Consider the following 12,008-nt stretch of genomic DNA (forward strand, 5'->3'; position numbering starts at 1 on the left):
TTATGAATACGATCAATACAGTATTAATCACCTCATCTTGGCTCAACCGACTACTCGGGGGCGGCGACGAAGAGTCCCAGTCCGGGACCGAATTACCCGCCGTGAACGACCGAATCGGCTACGACGGATCGCTCGAGGACGCGGAAGTGATCGGACGGAGTCCCGTGTCGTATATCGCCGCGGGCGAATCGGTCTCGTCGTTCGTCGGAAAACAGATCACCAACAAACTCGCCGAACACGGACTCGAGGACATCGAGCCCGAAGAGTGGTATCCGCTCGCCATTCCGCTGGCCATGTTGTACGATATGCGTGACGAGTACGGCGGGGTTAGGATGCGAAACATGGGACAGAACGTCCCCGAGCACGTCGAATTCCCGCCGGAGCTCTCCGACGTCGAGAACGCGTTACGAGGGATCGATCAGGCCTACCACCAAAACCACCGCGGCAGCGGGATCGGGTCCTACGAGTTCCAGCTGGACGGGGAAACCGAAGGCGTGATGACCTGTGAGAACCCCTATCCGTGCGAGTTCGATAAGGGACTCATTCAAGGGGTCGCCAGAAAGTTCGCCGACAGTCCCGTCGAGGTCGAAGAAGTCGGCGACCAGTGTCGATCGGACGGCGGGCAACACTGTAAGTATCGCGTCGACTGGATCTGATCGCGCCCCCGTCACAACGGATAATCAGTCTCGAACAGCTCTCCGGCCTCAAGGGTGTCGAACCCAGGGTCAGTACGGGTACTCCCGCGGCTCGCGCTGGATCGAGATCCACTTCAGCGTCGTCAGGGTATCCATGATCCACTCGTCGTTGTACCGCCCCATCCCTGACGCGCCGACGCCGCCGAACGCGACGTGTGGCTCGTCGTTTAACGGCTGATCGTTGATGTGGACCATGCCCGTCTCCATCGCGTCAGCCACGTCGCGCGCTCGAGCCACGTCCGTCGAGTGAACGGATCCCGAGAGACCGTACTCGGTGTCGTTGGCGATACGGATCGCTTCCTCGTCGTTCTCGAATGGGATAACCGGCGCGACCGGTCCGAAGTGCTCGTTGCAGGCGACCGGCATGTCACTGGAGACGTCCGATAGCACCGTCGGTTCGACGAACAGGTCGTCGTGGCTCCCGCCGGTCTCGACCGTCGCACCGCGCTCGACCGACTCCTCGACGAAGCCGACGATCTTGTCGCGCTGGCTCTCGTTGATCACCGGTCCGACGAGAGTCCCTTCCTCGAGCGGATCGCCGATGGGGAGCTGCTCGGCGCGGTCGGCCAGTCCGGCCACGTACTCGTCGTACAGCGACTCGTGAACGAGGTGACGATTGATTGAGATACACTCCTGGCCCTGATGGGTGAACGACCCGAACGCGCCGGCGTCGATCGCCCGCTCGAGGTCGGCGTCTTCGAGCACGACGTGAGCGTTGTTGCCGCCCAGTTCCAGTGCGGGCTCCGTGTACGAGCCGACGGCGCGCTGACCGACGCCGCGTCCGACTTCCGAGGAGCCGGTAAACGACATCACCGACGGAACGTCGTGGCCCGAGAAGTGATCGCCGATTTCGTGGCCGTATCCGGGGACGACGTTCAGGACGCCCTCGGGAAGACCGGCCTCCTCGAAGACCTTCGCAAGCACGAGCCCGCCCGTCAGCGGAGTGTGCTCGTCGGGCTTTAGCACGACGCTGTTGCCCAGCGCGATGGCTGGCGCGACGACACGACTGGAGAGATACAGCGGGAAGTTCCACGGCGTGATGACGCCGACGACGCCGGCCGGTTCGCGCACGAGCAGGTTCTCCTTGCCCGGCGTGACCGAATCCTTGCGGCGGCCGCCGTCGCGCATCGCCAGCCCGGCACCGACCTCCATCGTCCCCTGTGCGAGCTGGGTCTCGAAGCCAGCCTTCAGTTGGACGCCGCCGCACTCGACCGCGAACAGCGTCTCGAGGTCGGCGGCGTACTCGCCGAGTAACTCACAGGCCTCGGAGACGATCGCGGCTCGCTCCTGTGGCGGTCGCTCAGCCCACTCCTCTTGGGCTGCCGCCGCGACGGCGTACGCCTCGTCGACATCGTCCTCGGTTCCCGATGGCACCGTGGTCACGGTCGTCCGCCTCGCGGGGTTTTCGACATCGATCGAGTCGCGGTCGCCAGCGGGAACCCACTCCCCGTCGAGATACAGTGCGTTCCACCCGTCTTCCGGTGCGATATCGAGTTCGTCTACGTCTCGCTCGTCAGCAGATTGTGTCTCCGTACCCGTCATACGAATTCGTTCTAGGTGGCGTCCGTTTATTGGTTTGGTTATGATAGTCTCGAGCGGAAATGGGAGGACAGACTCGCAAGAAGGCGCTACCGCGTCGAGGTGAAACCGATCACTGGTCGCACAGCATCTCAGCTTCCAGTCACTAACCAAGCGTTGTGTATCGGCGGACGGTAACGAAGAGGGGAGAACGAACGCTCAGATCAGCTGTACGTCGTCGATCCCGAAATGGCGCGCCGCGAGCGTTCGGGCAGCGTCGATCGTCCGCCCGTTCGTACCGATCGCGACGCCGTGGTCGTCTTCCGCGACTTCGACGTAGGCGACGGTATCGTTGTTCTCGCTGATCGTGACGTTGTACACCGCCGCGGGCGCGAGGAGGTTCGCGACGAACGCCTCGGCCGTGTCCGCCCCTTCGACGAAGCGGACCCGTGCGTTGACTCGGTCCTCGAGTCGCTCGACCGTGCGGCCGCCGGGGCCGATCGCCTCGCCCATGCCGCCGCGTTCGACGACGATCAAGAGCCTGTCACCGCCCTCGGTGACGAGACAGTCCCGGCCGTCGACACCCGTCACGTCCTCGAAGGCGGCGAGATATCGACGGGCGTCGTCATCGAGGGTAACGCCCATCGATCAGTCGGCCTGACTGCTACCGGAAGTGGTCGATCCCATCCGGAGGTCGACGTCGCCGGTCCCGAGCTTGATCGGCTTGCCGACGATGACGTTCTCCGTCACGCCGTCGAGTTCGTCGACCTCACCGTGGATCGCGGCGTTGAGCAGGTGATTGACCGTCACCTCGAACGCCGCGCGGGCGAGGACGGACTCCTTCGAGCCCGAGATGCCGTGGCGACCGATCGACTCGATCTCGCCGCGGTTGGTCATCATATCCGCGACCAACATCAGGTGCCGAACGTTCACGTCGTCGAGCCCCTGTTCGGCGAGCGTGTTGTTCGTTTCCTCGATGATGGCTTCGCGGGCGGCCTCGATCCCGAGTTCGCGGTGGATCTCGTGGATGTTGTTACACGTCGTCCGCGAGGCGTCGACGCCCTCGATCTCGAGGGCATCCCCGAAGGCCGATCCCTCGGTGTAGAGGACGAACTCCTCGTTGCCGTTATCGAGTTCCTCGCGGCGGATGACGACCCGCGAGACCTCCTCGATTCCCTTGAACGTGATGTCGCGGAGCTCCTCGACGAGTTGGAGGAGATCGCGGTAGGACGGCTCTTCGGGGCCGAATTCGATCCGGGCTCCCTGCTGGACCGTACTCACGCCGAGCGAGTCCTCGATGATCTCGGCGACCTCCTCGGCCGTGATCATCCGTTCCTGAAGCGTGTCCTCGTTGAGCGAGATCTGGACGCGCATGTCCGCGACGTTCGTCGAGACGTCGCCCAGTGCGAGAATCTGGGTCGCCTCGATGTTCCAGACGACCTCGTGGGCCTTCTCGCGTTCGGTCGCGTACTCGCCCTCGAGGTAGACGGTCATCATCGGCGTGTCCGGGGTCTTCCGAGCGTCGACCAGCTCGATCAGCCGGGGCAGCCCCTGGGTCACGTCGATCTCCGCGACGCCGGCGTAGTGGAACGTGTTCATCGTCAGCTGCGTTCCGGGTTCGCCGATCGATTGGGCCGAGACCGTCCCGACGGGGTCGAGCGGGTCGACGCGCGTGTCGAGATAGCGAGTCTCGACGGCCTTCGCGAGTTCGTCGGCCTCCTCGACCGTCGCGCCATCGCGGGCCTCGAGCGTCTCGTAGACCTCGTCTTTGAGCCGGCGGGGAAGGTCGGTGTCCTCGACGACCGCGATCGTGTCGTCGTCGACGGCGTACTCGACGTTAGTCATCGGAGGTCACCTCCGTACCCTCGGTCAGTCGGTCGTCGGCGTGTTCCGAGAGGTTCGTCGGTCGCGGTCTGGACCCGAGGAACTCCTCTCGCTCCTCGGCCGAGTCGAACTCGGAGTCGAGCACGCGGCTGGCGATGTGCTCGACGTCGATGTCGTTGTCCTCGTCGGAGGAGACCTTGACCGGCGAGGTGCCGTCCTCACCGAACTCGAACTGAACGATCGTGTCCGAGGTGTCCCGGACCGTGCCGTCGTACTGCGTCTCGAGTTCGGAGAGGGCGTTGATCAGCCGCCGCTGCAGGTACCCGGACTTGGAGGTCCGGACCGCCGTGTCGACCAGGCCCTCGCGACCACCCATCGCGTGGAAGAAGAACTCCCGCGGCGTGAGCCCGCTCGTGTAGGAGTTCTCGACGAAACCGTGTGCCTCGGCCGAGAGGTCGTTAGGCTCGTAGTGAGAGAGGGTGCGGTCCTCGTAACCGCGGTTGATCCGCTCGCCCCGAACCGCCTGCTGGCCGACTGCACCGGCCATCTGGGTCAGGTTGAGCATCGATCCGCGGGCACCGGAGTCCGCCATGACGACGGCCGGGTTGTCGTCGTCGAAGTGCTCGTCAGCGATGTTCCCCGCGTTGTCGCGGGCACGCGAGAGCGTCTGCATGATCTTCATCTCGAGGGTCTCGTCGAGGGTCCGACCGGGCAGGCTCTCGAGTTCGTTGTTCTCGTAGGCCTCGATCAGCTCTTCGACGCGGTCGTTCGCGTCCTCGATGGTCTCGTCGATGCGGTCCTGTGCCTCGCCGGGGATGGTCTCGTCGTCGATCCCGATCGAGAACCCGAAGTGCATGATGGCACGCATCGCCAGCGTCGAAACCTCGTTGACGAAGATCCGGGCGCGGGTGTTGCCGTAGACCTTCGTGATCGTGTCGACGATCTCGCCGCCGAACTCGCCGACCTCGTCCTCGGCGATCGTCCCCTTGAGCAACTGGCCGTCCTCGACGACGACCTCGTCGCCGACGGTGCCGGTGAACTCGAGGTTCAGATCGTCTGGCAGCAGTTCGGAGAAGACGTCGTACCCGGTCCAGAACGGCTCGCCCTCGTCGTCGATGCCGCTGGGTTCGGGCAGTTCGTCGATCCGGGTGGCACGGAGCAGGTCCAGTGCCTGCGTCTCGTTGAACCGGGGGTTGTCGTGGGTCAGGAGGTACATCCCGCTGATGTGGTCCTGAATGGCCCCGATGATGTTCTCGCCGAACCGCGGCGAGAGCATCTGCTCTTGGACACGCATGAGGACGCGCGCTTCGGCGCGGGCCTCCTCGTTCTGGAGCGCGTGCATGTTCATCTCGTCGCCGTCGAAGTCGGCGTTGTACGGCGGACAGACGACGGTGTTCAGCCGGAACGTCTTGTACGGCATGACCACGACCTCGTGGGCCATGATCGACATCCGGTGGAGCGACGGCTGGCGGTTGAAGATGACGATGTCGCCGTCGATGAGGTGGCGGTTGACCTCCCAGCCGGCCTCGACCTTCTCGGCGAGCTGTTCGCAGTTCTTCTCGGTCACCTTCAGCCGGCGACCGTCCGGTCGTCGGACGTAGTTCGCGCCGGGGTGGCCCTCGGGGCCGTTCGAGACGAACCGGCGGGCGTCCGCGACGTTGCGCTCGGTGACGTTCATCGTCTGGGTCATCTCCTTTGCCACGCGGTCCGGGACCCCGACCTCGTTCAGCGAGAGGGTCGGGTCCGGCGAGATGACGGTTCGGGCGGAGAAGTTCACGCGCTTGCCCGAGAGCGAACCCCGGAAGCGACCCTCCTTGCCCTTGAGCCGCTGGGAGAGAGTCTTGAGCGGCCGGCCGGAGCGGTGTCGCGCCGGCGGCGTCCCCGAGATCTCGTTGTCCATGAAGGTGGTGACGTGGTACTGGAGCAGTTCCCAGAGGTCCTCGATGATCAGCTGGGGCGCACCCGCCTCGCGGTTCTCCATGAACCGCTGGTTGATCCGGATGATGTCGACCAGCTTGTGGGTCAGGTCGTCCTCGGAGCGCTGGCCGTTATCCAGCGTGATCGACGGTCGCGCGGTGACCGGCGGTACCGGAAGGACGGTGAGGATCATCCACTCGGGACGGGAGCGTTCGGGGTTGATCCCCAGTACCTCGATGTCCTCGTCCGGGATGTTTTCGAACCAGTCCCGGATGTCGCTCGGCATCAGCTTGTTCGTGTCCTCCTCGGTCAGGTCGATATCGAGGGCCTTCTCGATAGCCTTGCGCTGGCTCTCCCGCGGGCGGAACGAGCCCGAGAGGATCTCGTTGACTCGAGTGAGTTCGATCTCCGTTTGCTCGGCGAGTTCGTCCGGCGTCGTTCGCTCGACGCCTTCCTCCTCGTCGCCTTGCATCGCACCGGCGATGCGCTGGGAGTACTCGCTCGTGAGGACCTGCTGGACCTCGTAGTAGGTGGTCGGCTTCTCGTGGTCGATGTCGTACTGGACTTCGCCACAGAACGGACACCGGTCCTTCTTGCGGGCCTGCCGGATCGCCGCCTTCGTCACGTCGTTGAGATCGCGGCTCAGCTTCCGGGATTCCGTGAGCTGGTCGCGGAACTCGTCGCGTTCGTCCTCGGTGAGGAGGAGCTTCGAACACTCCCGACAGGTCCCTCGCAGGAGCCGCCGGATGAGTTTCGTAAAGCCGACGTGGATGACGGGTGCGGCCAGTTCGATGTGACCGAAGTGGCCGTTACACGAACCCGAGTGCTTGCCGCAGGTCTTGCACTCGAGGCCGGGGTCGATCACGCCGAGACGCGGGTCCATCAGCCCCATGTCGATGGGGAACCCGTCGTCGTCGTAGGTGTCGGCGGTGATGATCTTCGTCGCGCTCATCTCCCGGTACTCCTCGGGCTCCATGAGCCCGAAGGAAAGTTGTCCGATGTCTTTTGGTGTCGTGTCTTGCATGGTTTAGACGGCGTCCTCCAGTTCGAGTCGCGGTGCGATACCCAGGGCCTTCATCTCGTCTAACAGGAGCTTGAAGGCGTAACTCATCTCGATCTCGTGGATATCGGTTTCCTCGTCGCAGTTCGGACAGTAGACACGCCGTTGTTCGACGTTCTCGACCGCGCTCATCCCGCAGTTCGCACAGACGTGGATGAACTCGCGGTCGGACTCGTCGAGGAGTCGTTCCTTCAGCGTCATCGCGGCCCCGTGACCGATGAACACGTCGCGTTCCATCTCCCCGATACGGAGTCCGCCCTCGCGGGCGCGCCCCTCCGTCGGCTGCCGGGTCAGCACCTGCACCGGCCCGCGCGAGCGGGCGTGCAGCTTGTTCGAGACCATGTGGTAGAGCTTCTGGTAGAAAATGACGCCGACGAAGATCTCGGCCTCGATCTTCTCGCCGGTGACGCCGGAGTACATGGTCTCCTTGCCGGCCGAATCGAAGCCGGACTCCTCGAGTCCGCCACGGAGTTCGTCCTCGTCCTCGCCGAGGAACGGCGTCCCGTCGACGCGGCGACCCTCCATCGCACCGAGTTTGCCGCCGATCATCTCGAGGATGTGACCGACCGTCATCCGCGATGGCAGCGCGTGTGGGTTGACGATGAGGTCCGGAACGACGCCCCCCTCGGTGAAGGGCATGTCCTCTTGGGGTGCGAGGTGGCCGACGACACCCTTCTGTCCGTGTCGCGATGCGAACTTGTCCCCGAGCTCGGGGATCCGCTCGTCGCGCACCGAGACCTTCGAGAGCTTCGAGCCGTCCTCGCCCTCCATGAGCGTGACGGTGTCGACGATTCCGGATTCCCCGGATCGCATGGTAACGGAGGTCTCACGCCGTTTCTGGGGCGAGAGACCGCCCATGTCGTCGGGCTCCTCGAGGAATCGTGGCGGGCTCGTCTTCCCGAGCAGGACGCTGTTCTCGTCGACCGTCGTCTCGGGGTTGACGAGGCCGTCCTCGTCGAGGTGGTTGTACGCTTCCTCGCCGCGGGCACCGCGGACGTCCTGTGAGGGGATCTCGAAGCGGTCTTCCTGTCCGCCGGGGTAGCGGCGTTCCTCGCCCTCGTAGGTGCGGAAGAAGTGCGAGCGGGCGAGCGCGCGTTCGACGCTGGCCTTGTTCATGACCAGCGCGTCCTCGATGTTGAACCCTTCGTAGCTCATCACGGCGACGACGAAGTTCTGTGCCGCCGGCCGCTCGTCGTAACCGATCTGTTCGGTGGTCTGGGTCTTGACCATCGAGAGCTGCGGGTAGTGCAGCAGGTGCTGGCGCGTGTCCGGTCGAATGCGGTAGTTCGCGCTCGGCAGCCCCAGCGACTGCTTGATCATCCCTGCCCCCATCGTAATGCGGGGCGAGGCGTTGTGCTCGGGATACGGAATCATCCCCGCACCGATCGAGAAGATCAGCGACGGGTCGATCTCGAGGTGGGTGTGTTTCTCGGTCAGATCGTCTTCGTCGACGGCGACGAGGATGTCCTCTTCCTCCTCGGCGTCGATGAACTCGATGTAGCCGTGATCGACCAGATCCTCGAACTCGAGGTCGCCCTCTCGGAGCGCGTCCATCTCCTGATCGGAGATGCGTGGCTCGCCGTCCTCGACGACCAGCAGCGGTCGTCGGGCCCGTCCCGCGTCGGCGTTGACGATCACTTCGCGGGTGCGATCTTTCACCGAGACGTTGACCATCTCGCTGACGTCGCCGATGCGTCGCGCTTCCCGGATCTGTTCTGCCAGTTCGTGCGGATCGGGGTGTGTCCCCACCAGCGATCCGTTGACGTAGACTTTCGCCTCTCGTTGTTGGCTGCTCATGATTTAGTCGTCCCCTGAGGCCGCCGTTCGTTCGATACCCTCGAGGCCGGGAATGCCCTCGACCCCCATGGATGCCAGTTCGCGTTTGAGTTCCTGTTCGTCCTCGACGTTCTGGGAGAGCTCCATCGACTGCGCGAAGTTCTTCACCAGTCCGCAGTTCGGTCCCTCCGGCGTCTCCGACGGCCCGATGCGACCCCACTGGGTCGCGTGCAGGTCCCGCGCTTCGAAGTGTGGCTGCGAGCGCGAAAGCGGGCTGCGAAGCCGACGCAGGTGCGAGAGAACGCCCATGAAGTCCGTTCGGTCGACCAGCTGGCTCACGCCGGAGCGGCCGCCGACCCAGTTCCCCGTCGCGATCGGGTGCTCGAGGCGCTCGGTCAGGACGTCCGAGCGGACGACCGTGTTCACCGAGAGCTGTCGGTTACGCATGTTCGCACGCTCGAGCTGGTATTTCACGTCCCGCGCCAGCTTGTTCAGCGCGGTCCGGAACAGGTCCTTCATCAGGTCGCCGCTGACCTTCAGGCGCTTGTTCGCGTAGTGGTCCTTGTCGTCGGACTCGCGCCGACCGAGTGCGAGTTCGAAACAGGCCTCGGCCATCCGACAGAGGTAGTGGGCCTTGTTGATCCGCACGTCTTCCTCCTCGACGCCGTCCTCGTGGAGGTGTGGCAGCAGATAGCGGTCGATGACGTAGTTCGCCCGCTTGAGCTGGTAGTTTTTCCCCTGGCCGGAGGCGACGCGTTTCCCGAGTTCCTCGATGGCCCCCTCCTCGGTCTGGACCTCCGCTTCCTCGAGGTTTTCCAGCATGTACTTGACGACCTCGGGATCGTTCGAGACCTTGTGAACGATCTCCTCGTCGCTCTCGAGTCCGAGTGCACGCACGAGGGTGACGAAGTTGATCGATCCCGAGACCGACGGGAACGAGACCTCGAGCAGCCCTTCGCGGTTCCGTTCACACAGCACCAGCGCACGGTAGCCACGGCGCTGCGAGAAGGTCTTTGCGACCTGAATCTCGTCGCCGTACTTGCTGTCGTACTCCGCGAGGATCTTGTTCGGTGCGAGGTCCTCGCTGGTCATCAGGACTCGCTCGGAGCCGTTGACGATGAAGTAGCCGCCGGGGTCGGCGGGGTCCTCGCCGATCTCGATCAGTTCCTCGTCGGAGAAGCCGGCGATGTTACACTTGTCGGAGCCGACCATGATCGGCATCCGGCCGATCTTCGTCTCGGTCGAGTCGACGACCCGCTGGTCGCCCTCCTCGCCCTTGACGATGGACATCTCCATGAACACCGGCGCGGAGTAGGTGATGTTTCGGAGTCGGGCCTCCTGTGGGTACAGCAGTTCCTCGGAGCCGTCGGCCTCCCGAACGCGGGGCGTGACGACGCGGACGTCGCCCAGTTCGACGTGGACCGGTTCCTCGCCTTCCTTGTCGCCGATATCCGTGTCGATCGTCGCCTTCTCGTCGACGACCTCCTGCATCCCCCGGTTGAGGAAGGCGTTGAACGAGCGGTAGTGATGTTCGGCGATCCGTTCCTTCGAGAAGTATTCGCGCGAGATCTCTCGTCGTTTGTCGCGGTTGAGTTCCATTGCCATTTATTCCACCACGTATCGATAGACGACTGACTGCTCGGTCGTCCGCGAGTCGCGAACGATCTTGATTACGTCGCCGCGCTCTGCGTCGTCCGGCAGCGCGGCATCGTTGCGCTTGATCTTCGGTAAATCTGTACGGTCGATATCGTATTCCTCGAGCACCTCCTCGAGGGCCTCCTCCTCGAGGATGGTGTGCTCCGGAACCAGTTCGTGTTGGCTTACGTCTACCATGTATTGGTGTGTGTGTGGGTGTGCGTGTCGGCTATTGGGAGAGAAGCGGCTGTCACGAGATACTACAGGCAGGTAGCGGCGGGAGGCATTTAACGGTTACTAACTCGACGCACAAGCAGGGCTACCCGGCCGGGCGAACCTGACCGGAACCGTCGATCACACTCGAGAGTATCCGGTTCTCAGTTATATTCCTTGTGGGTCGTGGGGTTCGGTGTCATAGGTCAGTGGGCTGTGACCGGCTCGAGCCGATAATCACGGGGAGGCTGCCCGTACCATACGGCGTTTAATTGAAAAGCCTTAATACCAGTAGCGGGCAACGATGTGATGGAGCCCGGGTGGTGTAGTGGCCCATCATACAACCCTGTCACGGTTGTGACGCGGGTTCAAATCCCGCCTCGGGCGTTTTCTGTCGACGCAATTCCTCGAGTGAATACTGTACCGACGAGAAGAGTCCGTGATCGGAATGGACAATGAAAACGTCGCATCTCGTATTCTCACCGGGAAGAATATTCGCTCCGACTATGCTGAGTTGTCGATGTGATGATGCAATCTCGAACGCACAAAATCGTGGATGCTGCTCGGAAATGATTCGGCCTGATGGACCAGTTTCTGTCACTGAACCGTCCAAACGATCCCGGAACAAAACCCTTAATACCGTGACCGGGAAACCAAGAGTTGCAAGCCCGGGTGGTGTAGTGGCCCATCATACAACCCTGTCACGGTTGTGACGCGGGTTCAAATCCCGCCTCGGGCGCTTTTTCGAAGATCAAACCGGTGAGCGTTGCGTACGGCGGTATGAAGGCGAAGCGGCACTCCGTGAGCGAAGTAAGCGGTGGTTTCAACAAAACTGCAGCTAGAACAGCACCGCTACGACTGGTTTGCCGCCCAATTGTTCTTACCCGATCCCGCGGCGTATCTCGATATGCGGAACTCGAAAGCGGTCGGCGACGAAACCGAAGCGAGAGCGATTTCCGAACTCATCGCGTCCGGCTACAGCGTCTCGATTCCGTTTGGCGATAACGACAAGTACGGTTTGATCGTCGACGACGGGACCGCCCTGTACCGAATTCAGTGCAAAACAGGGTGGTCGAATAAACCGGAAACGCTCCGATTCAACACGCATTCACAGACGACGAAAGACGGTACCTATCACGAAGAGACGTATCACGGGTTGGTCGACGCGTTTCTGGTCTATTATCCTGAAAACGAGCAGTTTTACTGGATCCGTGCGGCCGACGCAACGGGACAGAAGATGGAACTTCGGTTCGAGTCCGAAATAGATCACCCATCGATAAACTGGGCGATGGACTACGAATTCGACGGCTGTATCCCGTGCACTCCCGAATCCGGCCCAAACGAGACGACTAGGTAATTCGAACGGATGA

General features: G+C 62.9%; 9 protein-coding genes and 2 tRNA genes. 4 read left to right on the forward strand and 7 right to left on the reverse strand.

Features of this window, described 5'->3' with window-relative positions:
• Positions 1–2: 2 nt before the first annotated feature.
• Positions 3–656, forward strand: a complete 654-nt coding sequence (locus ACT4ML_RS09935) for a 4-vinyl reductase (RefSeq protein WP_444720722.1) — start codon at positions 3–5, stop codon at positions 654–656.
• A 69-nt stretch (positions 657–725) separates the two neighbouring features.
• Here the strand turns inward: ACT4ML_RS09935 and ACT4ML_RS09940 are convergent, their stop codons facing one another.
• The 7 genes from ACT4ML_RS09940 to ACT4ML_RS09970 form a co-directional block, all read right to left on the reverse strand.
• The gene (locus ACT4ML_RS09940; protein ID WP_444720723.1) at positions 726–2,237 is read right to left on the reverse strand and encodes an aldehyde dehydrogenase family protein; all 1,512 of its coding nucleotides are present in this window, start codon (positions 2,235–2,237) and stop codon (positions 726–728) included.
• 195 nt (positions 2,238–2,432) lie between these two features.
• Positions 2,433–2,858: a NusA-like transcription termination signal-binding factor gene (locus tag ACT4ML_RS09945; RefSeq protein WP_444720724.1), complete on the reverse strand. Its 426-nt coding sequence runs from the start codon at positions 2,856–2,858 to the stop codon at positions 2,433–2,435.
• 3 nt (positions 2,859–2,861) lie between these two features.
• Positions 2,862–4,058, reverse strand: a complete 1,197-nt coding sequence (gene rpoA2, locus ACT4ML_RS09950) for a DNA-directed RNA polymerase subunit A'' (protein ID WP_444720725.1) — start codon at positions 4,056–4,058, stop codon at positions 2,862–2,864.
• Entirely contained in the window at positions 4,051–6,978 is a 2,928-nt protein-coding gene (locus tag ACT4ML_RS09955; RefSeq protein WP_444720726.1) for a DNA-directed RNA polymerase subunit A', read from the reverse strand. Before ACT4ML_RS09955 ends, rpoA2 begins: the two co-directional genes overlap by 8 nt.
• Positions 6,979–6,981: 3 nt before the next feature.
• Entirely contained in the window at positions 6,982–8,811 is a 1,830-nt protein-coding gene (gene rpoB, locus ACT4ML_RS09960; protein WP_444720727.1) for a DNA-directed RNA polymerase subunit B, read from the reverse strand.
• 3 nt (positions 8,812–8,814) lie between these two features.
• Positions 8,815–10,395 (reverse strand): DNA-directed RNA polymerase subunit B'', encoded by a 1,581-nt coding sequence (locus ACT4ML_RS09965; RefSeq protein WP_444720728.1) that lies wholly within the window; start codon positions 10,393–10,395, stop codon positions 8,815–8,817.
• On the reverse strand, positions 10,396–10,623 hold the full coding sequence (locus tag ACT4ML_RS09970) for a DNA-directed RNA polymerase subunit H (protein WP_444720729.1): 228 nt from the start codon (positions 10,621–10,623) through the stop codon (positions 10,396–10,398).
• A 329-nt stretch (positions 10,624–10,952) separates the two neighbouring features.
• Here ACT4ML_RS09970 and ACT4ML_RS09975 point away from each other — a divergent pair.
• The 3 genes from ACT4ML_RS09975 to ACT4ML_RS09985 all read left to right on the forward strand — a co-directional run bounded on the left by ACT4ML_RS09975 (position 10,953) and on the right by ACT4ML_RS09985 (position 11,995).
• A tRNA-Asp gene (locus tag ACT4ML_RS09975) sits at positions 10,953–11,025 on the forward strand.
• A gap of 279 nt (positions 11,026–11,304) precedes the next feature.
• Positions 11,305–11,377, forward strand: a tRNA-Asp gene (locus tag ACT4ML_RS09980).
• A gap of 168 nt (positions 11,378–11,545) precedes the next feature.
• Positions 11,546–11,995 carry a group I intron-associated PD-(D/E)XK endonuclease gene (locus tag ACT4ML_RS09985; protein ID WP_444720730.1) on the forward strand — a complete coding sequence of 150 codons (450 nt, stop codon included), beginning with the start codon at positions 11,546–11,548 and terminating at the stop codon, positions 11,993–11,995.
• Positions 11,996–12,008: the final 13 nt, after the last annotated feature.

Source organism: Natrinema sp. LN54 (genome assembly GCF_052439245.1).
Classification (GTDB): Archaea; Halobacteriota; Halobacteria; order Halobacteriales; family Natrialbaceae; genus Natrinema; species Natrinema versiforme_A.